This is a genomic window from Paraburkholderia sp. RL17-347-BIC-D (assembly GCF_046027915.1).
GTDB lineage: Bacteria > Pseudomonadota > Gammaproteobacteria > Burkholderiales > Burkholderiaceae > Paraburkholderia.
The window spans coordinates 22,787-38,567 of sequence record NZ_JARESS010000037.1; the positions used below are offsets into that span (position 1 = coordinate 22,787).

A 15,781-nucleotide genomic window follows, 5' to 3' on the forward strand; every position below is an offset into this window, starting at 1 on the left:
AGGCAAACGAAATTGGGCGATCACGCGAAGGTGAATCAGATCGCAAATCGCTTACTCCTTGCTGACGAAGACGCGCTTTCGCTTGTGCCAAGGATATCCCCAACCACATCGATTTTCAGAGGCCTCCCGCGTGCATGGTGCCTGATATCCAAATGCTCGAGATGACAGGCTCGAAATGCAGCGCGGGTTGGAACCCCCGGGGAACTCCGATATTCTTCGTAACAGGGCGTGGCGTCCAGGCGTTCACGGTGTGTTGTGTACTGACTGAAATCATCTGCAATACAGTTCACTCGCCTCGCCGCGAGCGCCAGATGATGGCGCTAGTGTTAACTGACCAGATTAACAAATGAGTCTGATCGCCTTCGAAGGCCTACTACTTGTGGCACATTCGTTTCTCATCGGATTTGCGCTTCTATGTGGCATCGGCGCCGCGCTGGGGATCGTGTACACGCTACTGGCCGGCGCTTTGATCGGGCGTTTCTTTGCCCGTACGACGACGCAGCCCACCAGCTTTCCGCCTGTCACGATCCTCAAACCACTGCACGGCGACGAGTGGACCTTGCTCAGCAACCTATCGACCTTCTGCCAGCAGGACTATCCAGGCCCGGTGCAATTCCTGTTCGGGGTACACGACGCGGGAGATCCGGCGTTGCACGTGGTCGAACAACTGCGTCTGCTGCACCCAAAAGCACACATCACGGTAGTTGCTGATGCGCGCCTTTATGGTCCCAACCGCAAGATGAGCAACATTCTCAACATGCTGCCCGAGGCGCAGCATGATGTGCTGGTGTTCGCGGACAGCGACGTGAGCGTGGACGCGGGCTATCTGCGCAATGTGATCGGCGAACTGCAGAAGCCCGGTGTAGGGCTTGTCACCTGCGTCTATCGCGGACAGCCCGATCCTGGTTTTTGGCCGCGCCTGTCGGCCAAGGCGACCAATTACCAGTTCCTGCCCAGCGTCGTAACAGGGCTTGCGCTCGGCATGGCACGTCCGTGTTTTGGGCAGACCATTGCGATGCGGCGCGAAACGCTCGAGAAGATCGGCGGCTTTACCCAGTTCGTGCATCACCTGGCGGAGGACCATGCGATTGGCGAGGCGGTGCGCATGATCGGCGAGAAGGTCGTGATTCCGCCGTTCACAGTGTCGCACGCCTGCGTCGAGGCCAGCGCCGCAGAGTTGATTGCGCACGAATTGCGCTGGAGTCGGACCATCCGGACGATCGATCCGATCGGCCATCTAGGCTCGGCGTTGATACATCCATTCGCCTTCGCTCTGCTGGCTGTGTTCGTTTCCGGCGGCGCAGCATGGGCTTGGCCGCTTGCTGCGCTAGCGCTCCTCGCGCGACTCGCGCTGAAAATCCAGGTGGATCGGGCGTTGCGGCAAGCACGTCGCGATCTGTGGCTATTGCCGTTCTGGGACATCGTGTCGTTTTCGATCTTCGTGGCGAGTTTCCTGTCGACGCGCGTCATCTGGCGCGGTTTCACCTTCAAGGTGGACGGCAACGGACTGCTGTCGCCAGTCAGGACGAGTGACGGTCATGTACATTTGGGTGGAAGGTTGCACGGGTTCGAAGCAGTGGGGCCCAATACAGAGCTGTGTGCTGGTGCAGTCGATAGTTGTATGTTGGGTGACGAAGATTGCACGAAAAAACCTCTCGTGCCGTTGACAACTTGCTAGTCAAGACGGTTATTGCCGCTTCGTCGTTTCAGGCGTAACGAATACGTCCGACAGCAGCGCACGCCTGGACCTCGTTCATCAAGCCGCAGTGCAATGCTCCATAAGAACGAGACTGCCAGGCGCGATTACCGATAGTGGAGCACTTCCATGCTTAACCGACTTGCACTCCAGATCGTTGGTATTGCGGCGTTGATGCTCGCGGGTTGTACTGAGCCGCATCGGCAGGTGGAAGCTGGTGCAGACCAGTCTGTACTTATTGCCCGCTTGGGTCCGCCCAAGGAAACGTACGATCTACCAAACGGTGGCAAGCGGCTGATGTGGCCGACCCAGCCCATGGGAACGACGACAACGGCAGCCGACATCGACGCTTCCGGCAAAGTACTTGGTGTTCGGCAAGTACTTCAAGACAAAGAGTTCTATCGCGCGGAGGTGGGAAAGTGGACCCGGGACGACGTGCTGGTCAACTTTGGCCGCCCTTTCGAAACCTCCTACTTCAAGCGGGTGAACAGAGAAGTGTGGTCCTACCGGTACATGGAGAACAACATTGAGCATCTGATATACAACTTTTACTTCGACGATCAAGGAGTCCTGCGACAGACGCAGAGATCACCTGATCCGCAATTCGATCCCAGCCAGCGCAATCGGTTCTAACGACAGCAAGCAGGCAATCAATTGTTCGCGAGGCCGCGAAGGCAAACCCATTATCTTTGTCGGGTTGATCCGTTACGGGTTGCATGTAGCGCTCACTCAGCGCAGGGTCTACAGTCTGTGCATATGTCATGGCGCAGTTCACGCGGTGGACCCTCGCTCCATTGCCCACTGGCGGCCAGTGATGGCCGTACCGCAGGGATAATGGCGTAATTGGGTGGTCACCGGCTACCAGCATCTGTGAACGCACGCGTTACCGGCTCTGCCTGTATATCGACACTCGGTCGACTTCTGGAGATCAATATGAACGGACGCCGCGGACCCGTTTTTGCATCCGTTTTCTGCGTGGTACTTTCATTCCTGTCGGCGCCTGTGGCATTCGCCCAAACCGGCGCTGCAGCGACTAAGCAGATGCAGGACACCCAGCGCAAGGCCCAACAAAAGGCTCGCGAGGCCAAAAAAACCGCTCCCCAGGACGCGGACACCCAGACTGAAAAGAAGGCCAAACCGGCGTCCGAAGCTGAGTAAGTATTGCATACGGCCGCACGACGCTCCGTCCGAGCGGGCGTCGCATCGAAGAAACGGTTCGGGAAAGCTTTCGCGTTATACGCTGTTCGTTTGCGGGTATGGACGAGGTCAATGGATGGGAAAAAACCGCAGCGCTCGATCGTACTCCGATGCAAATGCGTCGACCTTTCGGCGGGTTACGCTGTTTTTGTGCGGCCAATTAAGGACTCCGGTCAGAGTTGTGACTTGAGGCCGGTGAGTGATTGCAGTTCGCATGGCATGTTCCAAGGAAACAGCGCGGTGTGGTCATCGACGGCCTGTACAAGTGGGATAAGTCGGAACCGCCAGGTGAGTTACCGGTACGAATCGACGCCGTTGAGGCAACCGGACCCGCTGCCCCTGAAGTGGGGCAAACACGCATCGGCGAACCACCTCCTTCGCAAGTCATGGCCGACTTTGTCAATAGATGGGCCGCTTTAGGTAGTCGGTTCGCGTCCAATCGGGACTAAGATCGGCTCAACGGTTAGCGCGCCGGGCCATTAACTCTGCCCAACCCGTGTCCCCTCTTCGATCGCTTTTCTCGTGATTGCGCCGTTGAATCTTGAAGGTGACAAACATCCAGGTACCGCGCGCGGCGGCAGAATTTCACTTTGCCGCATTCCAGGGCCCGCGTGAAATTGACGCTGTGAGGCGACGACACTTCGGAAGCGTACAGGGTCAGTCCATTCAATAACAACCAGTTGAGCAACAGATGAACGAAATCGGCGGTTACGACATTGAAGACCTGGAAACAGGCATGAGCGCCACCTTTGCGAAGACCATAACGGAGACGGATATCCTGTTCTTCGCGGCCGCATCGGGCGACAACAACGCCGTACACATTAACGAGGAATTCGCGCGGACCACGCCGTTCAAAGGGCGCATTGCGCATGGGATGCTGACCGCAAGTGTGATTTCCGCGACCCTCGCCGGACACCTTCCGGGCCCCGGTACGGTGTACCTCGGGCAGAACCTGCGTTTCAAGGCACCAGTCCGGCCCGGCGATACGGTGCATGCAACGGTCGCTGTGAAAGAACTGCAGCCGGAAAAGGGCCGTGTCGTGATGTCGACCGTCTGTACGGTTGGCGGAAAGGTGGTGATCGACGGCGAAGCAACCGTCCTGGCCACGTCCCGTGCGCGGCGCCTGGTTGAAAGCGCGGCCAGTGCCGAACCGTCTGCAATCATGAGTCAATCAAGCGAAGCGGTGTGATCATGTCGTTAAACGTACCCACTGAATATGTACAGGGATTCCTCAAGTCCGGGCAGCGGTTCTGGCGCGCAATGACCGGTCTGGAGGCGAATGGCGCTCCGCAATACTACACGCACACCAGAGCGGAACCCCCGGAAGCACTAGCCGTTTCCGCGGCGCTTCTCGAGGCTCACTCGGCGTACTGGCCGCAGCTGGCGTCGGTATGGACCCGCACGCTAGCCAGCACGATGGGCGCGGAAACCGAGCCCGTGATTGCGCCGCAGCGCAGTGACCGCCGCTTTCTCGCCGAAGACTGGCGCAAGAATGCCTGGTACAGCCTGCTCAAGCAGAACTACCTGCTCAACGCGCGGTTGCTTGAAGACGTCGTCGATGCGGTTGTCCTAAGTGAAAAGGACAAACGGAAGCTCGAATTCTTCACGCGGCAGTTCATCGACTTGCTGAGCCCAGCCAATTTCGCCGCAACCAATCCCGAGGCGCTCAGGCTTGCGTTCGAATCCAGCGGTGACAGCTTGCGTGACGGCTTCACGAACCTGCTTGGTGATCTGCAGCGCGGCAACATCTCGATCACGGATGAGACCGCTTACGAGGTCGGGCACAACGTGGCAGCGTCCCAAGGCGCGGTCGTGTTCGAAAACGATCTATTCCAGTTGATCCAGTATGCCCCGCTCACCGACAGGGTAGCCAAACGCCCACTGGTAATCGTGCCGCCCTGCATCAACAGGTATTACATTCTCGATCTGCAGCCTGACAATTCCTTTGTGCGCTTTGGCTGCGAACAGGGGATGACCGTGTTCATGGTGTCGTGGCGCAACCCGGATGCCGCGATGGCGCAGACGACATGGGACGACTACGTCGAACAGGGTGCATTGACGGCAATCAACGTAGCGCTGGCGATCACCCGTGCCGATCAGGTCAACGCGGTAGGCTGGTGCGTGGGAGGCACGATTCTGTCGTCTGCCGCGGCGATTTCCCGGGCACGGGGCGACGACAATATGGCTAGCATCACGTTGCTCACCACGATGCTGGATTTCGAAGAACCTGGCGAGCTGGGCGTCTTCATTGACGAAGCAGGCGTCGTTCAGCGCGAGAGTGCAATCGGTCGAGGCGGCATCTACTCAGGCAAGGAACTTGGGTTCACGTTCCAGACGTTGCGAGCAAACGATCTGATCTGGCCATATGTGATCGACAACTACCTGAAGGGCAAGTCGCCGCCGCCATTCGACCTGCTGTACTGGAACGCCGATAGCACGAATCTGCCGGGGCCCATGTACACCTGGTATTTGCGCAACATGTACCTGGAGAACAACCTGTGCAAACCAGGGCGGTTGACGGTATGCGGCATGCCAGTCGACCTGGGACGCATCGACACCCCGACCTACGTACTGGCAACCGAGGAAGATCATATCGTGCCGTGGCGGTCGGCTTATCGATCCACACAACTGGTTGGCGGCCCGACTCAATTCGTTCTCGGCGCGAGCGGCCACATAGCCGGGGTCGTCAATCCTGCGTCGAAGAACAAGCGAAGTTTCAGGGCCAGTGGCGATTTGAGCAGCGATCCGGATGCGTGGCTGGCGTCAGCCGAAACACGGCCGGGTAGTTGGTGGACCCACTGGATTGAGTGGCTGAAGCCGTACGCTGGAGATTCGGTCAAGGCGCGCACGAAACCGGGAAGCGCCCATCATAAGCCGATCGAGCCGGCGCCCGGGCGCTATGTGAAAGCTCGCACGGCATAGGGCTTGCTCCGGGCAGCGCGGCCCCGGCATGCCGATTCCCTGCCACTCGTGCGCGCGCATTTGCTCCACGGAATCGAATCCATTCCGTGGACTTTCGCGATGCTTCGAAACCCTTCCCCGGGCACAGGGCGATATTGCTCTCGCTACTTGCGGCCTACTTGCGGCCTGACGCTGGCGCCACCGCCCGGTCGATTCTATTCAATCATTCACCTTCCTATTTATCATGCACCGCAAATCAACCGTATCTAATCTCGCGCCGGACGAAGTGAAGGCAACCTCAAGTGCGACGGGTCTCCACCCCGTTGCAAAAACAGAACACGAAAGCAACGCACTACAAGCGGAAACGCCGGCCACACGCATGCCAAAAGCAACTTGGGCCTGGGCTGAAAGCTCCAGACACTTCGACTGGATGGACTGGCATACCCCCTCCGGCCCTCTCGACCATCACTGACTTTGACCTGTAGATATAGGTGGGGCTGTTACCTGGTCTGAACGGTGCCGTACAATAACTGACGTGGTGAACCGACATTAACGAGTCCCGTCAACGCCCATGCATTCACCCAGCGCCACCGTCCCGATCTCACTTGTCAACGGTTTCCTCGCCGCCGCGGGTGCACGGCCGGGTCTGGTCGGCAAATACCTGGACGAAGCCAGCATCTCGCCGGCGCTGCTGATCGAACCGGGCGCGCGAGTCACGGAGGAACAGTTTTCGACTTTATACCGTGCCCTCGCCATTGAATTCGACGATGAAATGCCGGGCATCTTCGCCCGTCCAATGCGCAGCGGCACCCTGAAGTTTCTTTGCCTGAGCCTGCTCGATGCGCCCAACCTGGAAATTGCCATGCATCGGTTCGGGCAGTTCTTTCACATTGTCCTCGATGACTTCAGGTTCGAATCGCGCAGAGACGGCCTGATAGCGTGCGTTGCCCTTCACCCTGATCCATCGTCGACCGTCAGCATGCTCGGGCAGCAGCTCATGTTAAAGCTCGCACACGGCGTGGCATCATGGCTGATCGGTCAGAAAATCCCCCTGCTGCAAGTCGAGTTCGCGTTTTCCTGTCCGCCGCACACGGTGGATCATCTGTACCTGTTCCCCGGACCTGTCCATTTCGACTGCCAGCAAACGCTGATGCGCTTCAGCGCCGCGTATTTCGACATGCCCATCCGCCAGCGCAAGACGAATTTGCGCAAATTTCTCGCACGGGCTCCGGAAGACTGGATTTTTGTTTCCTTCAGCGAGCAGCTCACGAGCCACCGCATCCGACAATACCTCGCAGCCAGTTTGCCGGATGTGCCGACCGTCGAAGACGCCGCACGGAGTTTTCACTGGTCGGTGCGCACCTTGTGCCGGCGCCTCGCCGCAGAGGAAACCGCATTCCAGACGCTGAAGGACGAGTTGCGGCGTGATATCGCTATCCAGCGACTCACCGGCACCAATGACCCGATTGCAGCGATCGCGGGCGATGTCGGCTTTGACGATCCGACCGCATTTCATCGGGCCTTTCGCCACTGGACTGGCAGCACGCCTGGCGAGTACCGCCGGCAACCCTGAGCGCGACCCTGCCCGTCTGCCGGAACCGTTGAACCGCAACCGGACTTGCTCGCCCCGCGCAATGGGGTAAACGCCCATCGGCGCTCTGCCCGTTTCGCAAGACGTGGCCAACTTTGTCAATAGATGGGCCGATTTAGGTAGTCGATTCGCGCCCAATCGGGACTACGATCGGCTCACTGTTACCGCGCCGGGCCACTTCGTCTGCCCTGCCCGCGTCCCCTCTTAGATTGCATTTCTGGAAATCCATCATGAGCTATACGGCGCCCGTCAAGGACATGCTGTTTGTCATCAATGAACTTGCCCATCTCGATCGCGTATCGACGCTCCCGGGCTTCGAAGACGCCACTGCCGACACTGCGCAGGCGGTGCTCGACGAAGCGGCGAAGTTTAGCGCGGACGTGATCGCGCCGTTGAATATCGAAGGCGACAAAAATCCGAGTACCTGGCGCGACGGCGAGGTCTACACCACGCCGGGCTTCAAGGAAGCGTTCCGCCAGTTTGCCGAAGGAGGCTGGCAAGGTGTCGTGCATCCCGTCGAATATGGTGGCCAAGGCTTGCCTAAACTGCTTGCGGCACCGTGCATCGAGATGCTGAATGCCGCCAACCTGTCGCTTGCGCTGTGCCCCCTGCTCACCGACGGCGCGATCGAGGCGCTCTTGACAGCCGGCACTGAGGCGCAGAAGCAAGCCTACGTGCCGAAGCTGATCTCTGGCGAATGGACCGGAACGATGAATCTGACCGAACCCCAAGCCGGCTCGGATCTGGCATTGGTACGCACGCGCGCCGAGCTTCAAGGCGACGGAACGTATCGCGTGTTTGGCACAAAGATCTTCATCACGTGGGGCGACCATGACATGGCGAAAAACATCGTCCATCTCGTGCTGGCTCGTACGCCCAATGCGCCTGAGGGCGTCAAGGGAATCTCACTCTTTGCCGTACCCAAGTTTCTCGTCAACGAAGACGGCTCGTTGGGCGATCGCAATGACGTGCATTGCGTGTCGATCGAACACAAGCTCGGTATCAAGGCAAGCCCGACCGCGGTTTTACAGTTCGGCGATCATGGCGGCGCAATCGGGCAACTGATCGGCGAGGAGAATCGCGGCCTCGAATACATGTTCATCATGATGAATGCGGCTCGCTTTGGCGTAGGCGTGCAAGGTATCGCCGTTGCTGAAGGCGCGTATCAGAAGGCCGTAGCCTACGCGAAGGATCGCGTACAAAGCCGGCCGGTTGATGGCTCCGCCAAGCAGTCTGTGGCGATCATTCAGCACCCGGACGTGCGCCGCATGCTGTTGACGATGCGCGCGCTAACCGAGGGCGCCCGCGCGCTCGCCTATGTTGCAGCCACGCATAGCGACATCGCGCATCGCCACGCGGACGAAGCCGTGCAGGCAGAGCATCAGGCCATCTATGAATATCTCGTGCCGGTCGTGAAGGGCTGGAGCACGGAAATCTCAATCGAAGTGGCGAGCCTGGGCGTGCAGGTCCACGGCGGCATGGGCTTCATTGAAGAGACTGGTGCTGCACAGTACTATCGCGACGCCCGCATCCTGACGATCTACGAAGGCACCACGGCGATTCAGGCGAACGATCTGATCGGACGCAAAACCTTGCGTGACGGCGGCGCGGTGGCGAAAGCAATCCTCGCCCAGATTGATCGGACGCTGGGCGAACTGCAAGACTGCGCGGCGTTCTCGTCCAACCCTGCATTCCGGTCGCTGCACAAGCGGCTCACGACCGGCCGCCAAGCTCTCGCGAGCGTAGTGGAATTCATGCTAGCCAACGCCAAGAGCGATCCGAACGCAGTGTTTGCTGGCGGCGTGCCCTATCTGAAGCTGGCTGGCATCGTCCTCGCAGGCTGGCAATTTGCGCGCGCCCTGTTGGTGGCTGCTGAGAAGCACGCTGAGGATAAGCCGTTCTACGACTCGAAGATCGCAACCGCTCACTTCTTTGCCGATCACATCCTGTCGCAAGCCGTCGCGCTTGAGGCATCCATCGTCAGCGCGAAGAACAACGAAGGCATGTTGGCGCTGAGTGAAGACCAGTTCTAAAGAAAAGGCATCGCATCGTGATAGACGCAAGTCTCATTGAGCAATACGGTCCACGCGAGTCGATGGAATACGACGTCGTGATCGTCGGCGGCGGCCCGGCTGGCCTGTCCGCGGCGATCCGCCTGAAGCAGTTGGCGGCGGAAAAAGGCGTCGAGCTTGGCGTGTGCGTACTGGAAAAAGGCTCGGAGATCGGGGCGCATATCCTGTCGGGCGCGGTGATGGATCCGCGCGCTTTGAACGAGCTGGTCCCTGACTGGAAGGAAAAAGGCGCGCCTTTAGACGTTGAAGTGACCGAAGACCGGTTCCTGTTCCTGACGGAAACCGGTTCGAAAAGCGTGCCGACCTGGGCGCTGCCGGACAATTTCAAGAATCACGGCAACTATGTGATCAGCCTCGCGAATGTCACGCGCTGGCTCGGTCAGCAGGCTGAGGCGCTGGGTGTCGAGATTTTCCCGGGCTTTCCTGCTGCTGAAATCCTCTACAACGATGACGGTTCGGTTAAAGGCGTCGCGACCGGCAATCTCGGTATCGGCAAGGACGGCGAGCCGACCGAGAACTTCCAGCTCGGCATGGAACTGCACGCGAAATACACGCTGTTCTGCGAAGGTGCGCGTGGGCACCTCGGCCGCCAGCTGAACGACAAATTCAAGCTGCGCGAAGGCGCCGATCCGCAGGTCTACGGGATCGGCATCAAGGAACTGTGGGAAATCGACCCTTCGAAACACAAGCCGGGTCTGGTGATGCACACCGCCGGCTGGCCGCTGGAAAACGACACCTACGGTGGCTCGTTCCTCTATCACATGGACAACAACCAGGTGGTGGTGGGTTTCGTCGTGGGTCTCGGCTACACAAACCCGTATCTCTCGCCGTTCGAGGAATTCCAGCGCTACAAGACGCATCCGGCGATTCGCGCGGTGCTCGAAGGTGGCAAGCGTGTGTCGTACGGCGCGCGGGCGATTACCGCCGGCGGCCTAATGTCGCTGCCGAAACTGGTGTTTCCGGGTGGCGCGCTGGTCGGCGACGATGCGGGCTTCCTGAACGCATCGCGGATCAAGGGTTCGCATGCGGCGATCAAGACCGGCATGCTGGCCGCTGAAGCGGCGTTCGACGCCGTGCAGGCTGGGCGTCAGAACGATGAACTGACGGCATATCCGGAGAGCTTCAAGACCTCGTGGCTGCACACCGAACTGCATCGCGCGCGCAACTTCAAGCAGTGGATGAGCAAGGGCCTGTACCTCGGCACGCTGATGGTCGGCATCGAGCAGAAGCTGCTGGGCGGCAATGTGCCGTGGACGTTGCATCACCAGCATTCGGATCACGAAATGCTGAAGCCCGCATCGCAGTGCAAGCCAATCACGTATCCGAAGCCGGATGGCAAGCTCACGTTCGACCGGTTGTCCTCGGTATTCATCTCGAACACGAATCACGAGGAAAACCAGCCGGCGCACCTGACGCTGAAAGATCCGTCGGTGCCGGTGAATGTGAACTGGCAGACCTATGCCGGTCCGGAATCGCGTTATTGCCCGGCGGCCGTGTACGAGTTCGTCAAGAACGACGACGGCAGCGAACGCCTCGTGATCAACGCGCAGAACTGCGTGCACTGCAAAACGTGCGATATCAAGGACCCGACGCAGAACATCGTGTGGGTCACGCCTGAAGGTGGCGGCGGTCCGAACTATCCGAACATGTGATTCGATACCCGGGGCGTCGAAAACGATGCCTGCGTGCGCCATCTAATTCAAGGAGTGCAACGTGCAAAGAGAGGTCGTTATTGTGAGCGGTGTGCGCACCGCCATTGGAAAGTTCGGCGGAAGCCTGAAAGACGTGCCGCCGACCGAGCTTGCAGCGCTTGTAGTGCGAGAGGTACTGGCACGGGCCAATGTTGCCGGCGATCAGGTAGGACATGTAGTCTTTGGCAATGTTATCGCAACTGAACCCAAAGACATGTACATGGCACGCGTGGCCGCCATTAACGGAGGTGTCTCCGAAACGGCGCCGGCACTGACCGTGAACCGCCTGTGCGGCTCCGGATTGCAGGCCATTATCTCTGCCGCGCAAGCAATTCTGCTGGGTGACGCCGACGTTGCCATCGGTGGCGGCGCGGAAAACATGAGCCGTGCGCCCTACATGACTCCCGACACACGCTTTGGCGTGCGGATGGGCGATGCGCGTCTGATCGACATGATGCTCGGCGCGCTTAATGATCCCTTCCATGCTGTTCCCATGGGGATCACGGCAGAGAACGTTGCGCAGAAATATGGCATCACGCGCGAACAGCAGGACGCATTGGCTGTGGAATCGCACCGCCGTGCAGCGCGCGCGATCGCCGAAGGGCGCTTCAAGGAGCAGATTGTTCCCGTAACGCGCCGGGTCAAGGGGAAGGAAGTGTCGTTCGACACGGACGAGCACGTGCGTCCGGACGTCTCCCTTGACGACCTTTCCGGTATGCGACCCGCTTTCCAGAAGACCGGTGGCACCGTAACGGCGGGTAACGCATCCGGTATCAATGACGCTGCCGCCGCCGTCCTGATGATGGAGCGAGGAGCTGCTGAACAACGCGGGCTCAAGCCGCTGGCCCGGCTGGTGTCCTACGCTCATGCCGGCGTGGATCCGCTCTATATGGGCATCGGTCCCGTGCCAGCCACGCGCATCGCGCTCCAACGCGCGGGTCTGGAGATTCGCGATATCGACGTGATCGAAGCAAACGAAGCATTCGCCGCACAAGCCTGCGCCGTCGCACAGGAACTCCAGTTCGACGCCGACAAAGTGAATCCCAACGGGTCCGGCATTTCACTGGGTCATCCGATCGGCGCAACCGGCGCATTGATCACCGTCAAGGCTCTCCACGAACTGAAGCGTGTTCACGGGCGTTTCGCGCTGGTGACCATGTGCATTGGCGGCGGTCAGGGTATCGCGGCTATCTTCGAAAACCTCCAGGCGTCGCCATGAACTATTTGACTATCGGAGATCGAACATGACCATTGAAACGATCGGCGTCGTCGGCGCCGGAACGATGGGCAGTGGTATCGCGCAGATCGCCGCAACGGCCGGACTCAAGATCGTTCTGATCGACGTCACCGAGACTGCCCTCACGCGAGGCATGGCGGCATTGCGGTCGAGTCTGGAGCGGCTTGTAGCGAAGAATACGATCGCCGCGGAGGTGGCCAGCGCGACGCTGGCGCGCATCGATACTTCAACCGACTATCAGCGCCTCGCCGAGGTGGATCTGGTCATCGAGGCCGCAACCGAACAGGTCGAGCTGAAACGCGCGATCCTGAAGCAGATCGAAGCGGTCGCAAAACAACACGCGATTATCGCCACGAACACCTCGTCGATCTCCATAACATCGTTGGCATCGAATCTTGCCGATCCTTCCCGCTGCGTCGGCATGCACTTCTTCAACCCGGTGCCCCTGATGCCGCTCGTCGAGATCATCCGTGGTGTGCAGACCAGCACGGAAACTGTCGACGCAATTCACGAATTGTCCCGCCGGCTCGACAAATCGCCAATCGGGGTCAAGAACTCGCCAGGATTCGTCGTCAACCGGATTCTGGTGCCGATGATCAACGAGGCATTTTTCGTTCTGGCGGAGGGAGTCGCAACGGCGGAAGAAATTGACGAGGGGATGCGTCTTGGCGCCAATCACCCCATTGGACCGCTTGCATTGGCGGACCTGGTGGGCCTCGATGTTTGCCTCGCCGTGTTAGAGGTACTCGCGAAGGACCTTGGCGATCAGAAGTATCTCGCCTGCCCTTTGCTTCGCGAACTGGTGGCTGCTGGGCGTCTCGGGCGCAAGACCCGGCACGGAGTCTACCGCTACGATTGATCAACGGTAAGTGCCAACGTCGGCCGCCGCATTCGAGAGCATGAAACTCCCCGTCACGATGGAACTCACGCTCAGGATCAGTCTACCGTGAGCCCTGCGGTACATGTTCGCCCGCACGAAATGCCCCTGAAAGACCTACACTGATAGACGGCACTGCCAAATTGCGAGGCTGGCCATCACCCCGGACAAGATTCGTTTGACGCCGAGAATGCATTTATCGCCGCAGCCGTCACGGGGGAATGTCCATGAAGACTCTGATAATGCTGGCGTGCGTGATGCTGTCGGCGAACGCGTTTGCAGAGTGCGCGAAGAACGCCCGTGGCGAAACGGTCTGTGGCACACCGCTATGAGCAAATCCGTACATGAGCACCTGCGGCGCAGAACGAAGTGCAGCGGCGGTTCAAGGCGCGCCGTGGACAAGATGGTCTCGCTCCGGCCAAGGCAGTAATGAACAGGCCGGGCGCGACGCGCGCATCGCAAACAAGTACCTGATCGCACAAGGTGACTGCCATGCCATTCCGATCGAAAACGCGCATTTCCGCTGCCCGCCGCTGTATTTGCATTGTTGCGGCTTTGGGCTTGTCCGCCGCATGGATTCCCGAGTGCGGTGCGGACGACGCCGTCCCGTCGGCGGCTGCGCAAGCCGTCCCAAGCGGCGCATCCGTCGACAGCGAGAGCGGCACCGTCAGCCTGATCGACCAGCGAAACGCAATCATCGTCGTGACCGTGCCGGGCCACGAGGATCTGAGTTTCAACGCTAAAAACCACCGGGACGCACTCAGCGCCGTCAAAATCGGCGACAAGGTCACGGCGAGCTATCTGGAACCCTATGTCACTGAACTGTCGCTCGCGAAGGGCGTGCCGCTCACGCGCCTGAACCGCACGGTCAAGCTGACCCAGTATTCTCCGGGTGCCGGACAAGAGGAGTTTCAGGCGCTCAGAGTCTTCCAGGGCGTGGCCGAAGTCACCGGCGTCGATCACAAGCTCAACCTGCTGACGATCGAGGACAAGGAAGGTACGGCGCATTCGGTCCGGGTCAGCCGCCCCGAGCTCGTCAAAGTGATGCAGTCTCTCGCGCGCCATAGTCACGTGAGGATCACGTATGAATCCGAGACCACGGTGGTTGTCGCGCGCTAGGGTGACATCGCAGTGACACAGACGTTCCTCCTGCCAACCATTACGCACGCTATGCCACGCCAGGATCGCCTGCTGCTCGACGGAGTTGATCGCTACAAAACGGTTTCCAGACCGCAACCAGCCAGCTGTGCAATCCGGATCGAATCTAGAATCGAAACGTCGCGCTCAAGACTGGGCCCTTGAAACGCAGACTTTGAACAAGTTGATCACCCGAACCGTAGAACGCGAGATAGCGATATGACAGGGTGACGTCGCCCCACTTCATTGCATACGCAATACCGGACGCAGCCTGCCAGGTAAAGTCCGATGTACCGGTGCCTACATCGAGATAGAACGGAACATACCAGCGGCCATCGCCGGTAAGCGACACTCGACCGCGAACGCCGATAAATCCGTCATAGATATCCGCGCTTTGCGACGCGTGGAATTCCGGGGTGAAACCTGGTCCGGCACCTCCAGCAGTGGTGTTGCGAGACACGTCGAGCGAGCTGCGCACGCCAAGATAGCGGATTCCCACAATCGCATCGAGTGTGACGCGCGACAGCTGTACGACGGTGTGGCCGCCACCCAACTGAATCAATACGCCCTCGAAGCTGGTTTCGCCGCTGCTTTCCAGTTGACGCTCGAGAGCACCGCTGCCCTTTGTCTGTACTGTTGCGGAGTGATTGCCGAAGTTCAGGTAAATTGCGTCGGCGAAGATGCTCCAGTCGCCCTTGCGCGCTTCGCCCTGCAGCATCGCAAAAAAACGGATGTTCTGGAAATAGTTATACGGGCCAGTCGATGCATCGGCCTCGCCGTTGTCCGGCAACGAGAAACGCATCGAACCGTCGACGCTGGGCAACCAGACATAGGGCGTCAGAGCGAATTGCCACCGAGTGCTGGCATCTACAATGGGAGGTGTGTCCGCCCACGCTGGCAAACTTATGAGCGCGACACTCGAAAGTGCGATTCGAAGAATACGGCGGCGCATAACGAGCCCCTACGCAACGATTGACCTGGAAGCGCACTTCCATGACCTCGATGATTGGGTGGACATGAAGTACCCGAAAAACGGTGCAACTTAATGGAAGGGCCGTACGGTCATTGCGTTCGGCGCTCGGTCGGGTCGACGCCGCATGATTTCTAGTACGCGTTCGTGCTCCCATCGTCGAATCCGGCGATATTTACTTGTGCTACATCGGTCCTTGAGGAGGTAACGCCGGCAGGGCGTCGGGCCAGTACACGTGCAGATTCGGATCGTGTTCAACAGTGGTAGAGCGATGGACCGCCCGCTCGTCAACGGAGACATCTACGATCCTCACGGCGTTGTCCTTGCCTATGTAGTTCACCAATACATCCGAGAAGTAATGCAACCTGCTTGGGGTCGCGATGGTCATTCATGCCGTCACGTCGCTCGGCAG

The 15,781-nt window shown here is 59.3% G+C and carries 11 protein-coding genes and 2 pseudogenes; 11 read left to right on the forward strand and 2 right to left on the reverse strand.

Annotated features, from left to right (window positions below; all coding sequences use genetic code 11):
* Positions 1-346: 346 nt before the first annotated feature.
* From hpnI to P0D96_RS34455, 11 genes and pseudogenes are all read left to right on the forward strand, one after another.
* A pseudogene (hpnI, locus tag P0D96_RS34405) lies at positions 347-1,519 on the forward strand (bacteriohopanetetrol glucosamine biosynthesis glycosyltransferase HpnI); the annotation flags it as partial.
* A gap of 306 nt (positions 1,520-1,825) precedes the next feature.
* Positions 1,826-2,329, forward strand: coding sequence for a hypothetical protein (locus P0D96_RS34410; RefSeq protein ID WP_408318107.1), 504 nt, complete (start codon positions 1,826-1,828; stop codon positions 2,327-2,329).
* A 300-nt stretch (positions 2,330-2,629) separates the two neighbouring features.
* A complete protein-coding gene (locus tag P0D96_RS34415) occupies positions 2,630-2,854 on the forward strand; it encodes a hypothetical protein (RefSeq protein WP_408318109.1) in 225 nt (74 codons plus the stop codon).
* A 730-nt stretch (positions 2,855-3,584) separates the two neighbouring features.
* On the forward strand, positions 3,585-4,082 hold the full coding sequence (locus tag P0D96_RS34420) for a MaoC family dehydratase (RefSeq protein WP_408318111.1): 498 nt from the start codon (positions 3,585-3,587) through the stop codon (positions 4,080-4,082).
* Positions 4,083-4,084: 2 nt separating this feature from the next.
* The gene (locus P0D96_RS34425) at positions 4,085-5,815 is read left to right on the forward strand and encodes a PHA/PHB synthase family protein (protein WP_408318113.1); all 1,731 of its coding nucleotides are present in this window, start codon (positions 4,085-4,087) and stop codon (positions 5,813-5,815) included.
* A gap of 550 nt (positions 5,816-6,365) precedes the next feature.
* Complete coding sequence (locus P0D96_RS34430) at positions 6,366-7,367, forward strand: AraC family transcriptional regulator (RefSeq protein ID WP_132377036.1); 1,002 nt, start codon at positions 6,366-6,368, stop codon at positions 7,365-7,367.
* 248 nt (positions 7,368-7,615) lie between these two features.
* A complete protein-coding gene (locus P0D96_RS34435; RefSeq protein ID WP_408318115.1) occupies positions 7,616-9,418 on the forward strand; it encodes an acyl-CoA dehydrogenase in 1,803 nt (600 codons plus the stop codon).
* 17 nt (positions 9,419-9,435) lie between these two features.
* The gene (locus P0D96_RS34440) at positions 9,436-11,109 is read left to right on the forward strand and encodes an electron transfer flavoprotein-ubiquinone oxidoreductase (protein ID WP_408318117.1); all 1,674 of its coding nucleotides are present in this window, start codon (positions 9,436-9,438) and stop codon (positions 11,107-11,109) included.
* A 61-nt stretch (positions 11,110-11,170) separates the two neighbouring features.
* Positions 11,171-12,367: a beta-ketothiolase BktB gene (gene bktB / locus P0D96_RS34445; RefSeq protein ID WP_408318119.1), complete on the forward strand. Its 1,197-nt coding sequence runs from the start codon at positions 11,171-11,173 to the stop codon at positions 12,365-12,367.
* A 25-nt stretch (positions 12,368-12,392) separates the two neighbouring features.
* On the forward strand, positions 12,393-13,244 hold the full coding sequence (locus P0D96_RS34450) for a 3-hydroxybutyryl-CoA dehydrogenase (protein WP_408318152.1): 852 nt from the start codon (positions 12,393-12,395) through the stop codon (positions 13,242-13,244).
* Between the two features lie 510 nt (positions 13,245-13,754).
* Positions 13,755-14,381 carry a hypothetical protein gene (locus tag P0D96_RS34455; protein WP_408182214.1) on the forward strand — a complete coding sequence of 209 codons (627 nt, stop codon included), beginning with the start codon at positions 13,755-13,757 and terminating at the stop codon, positions 14,379-14,381.
* A gap of 145 nt (positions 14,382-14,526) precedes the next feature.
* Here P0D96_RS34455 and P0D96_RS34460 read toward each other — a convergent pair whose 3' ends face one another.
* Together P0D96_RS34460 and P0D96_RS34465 are read right to left on the reverse strand one after the other, a co-directional pair.
* On the reverse strand, positions 14,527-15,351 hold the full coding sequence (locus P0D96_RS34460; RefSeq protein WP_408182213.1) for a hypothetical protein: 825 nt from the start codon (positions 15,349-15,351) through the stop codon (positions 14,527-14,529).
* A gap of 102 nt (positions 15,352-15,453) precedes the next feature.
* Positions 15,454-15,703: pseudogene (locus P0D96_RS34465) on the reverse strand (IS5/IS1182 family transposase); the annotation flags it as partial.
* Between the last annotated feature and the right edge of the window lie 78 nt (positions 15,704-15,781).

Bases quoted from the DNA above. Each gene is read 5' to 3' on its own strand.
- P0D96_RS34410 (WP_408318107.1), top strand. From the start codon at position 1,826: ATGCTTAACCGACTTGCACTCCAGATCGTTGGTATTGCGGCGTTGATG.
- P0D96_RS34415 (WP_408318109.1), top strand. From the start codon at position 2,630: ATGAACGGACGCCGCGGACCCGTTTTTGCATCCGTTTTCTGCGTGGTA.
- P0D96_RS34420 (WP_408318111.1), top strand. From the start codon at position 3,585: ATGAACGAAATCGGCGGTTACGACATTGAAGACCTGGAAACAGGCATG.
- P0D96_RS34425 (WP_408318113.1), top strand. From the start codon at position 4,085: ATGTCGTTAAACGTACCCACTGAATATGTACAGGGATTCCTCAAGTCC.
- P0D96_RS34430 (WP_132377036.1), top strand. From the start codon at position 6,366: ATGCATTCACCCAGCGCCACCGTCCCGATCTCACTTGTCAACGGTTTC.
- P0D96_RS34435 (WP_408318115.1), top strand. From the start codon at position 7,616: ATGAGCTATACGGCGCCCGTCAAGGACATGCTGTTTGTCATCAATGAA.
- P0D96_RS34450 (WP_408318152.1), top strand. From the start codon at position 12,393: ATGACCATTGAAACGATCGGCGTCGTCGGCGCCGGAACGATGGGCAGT.
- P0D96_RS34455 (WP_408182214.1), top strand. From the start codon at position 13,755: ATGCCATTCCGATCGAAAACGCGCATTTCCGCTGCCCGCCGCTGTATT.
- P0D96_RS34460 (WP_408182213.1), bottom strand. From the start codon at position 15,351: ATGCGCCGCCGTATTCTTCGAATCGCACTTTCGAGTGTCGCGCTCATA.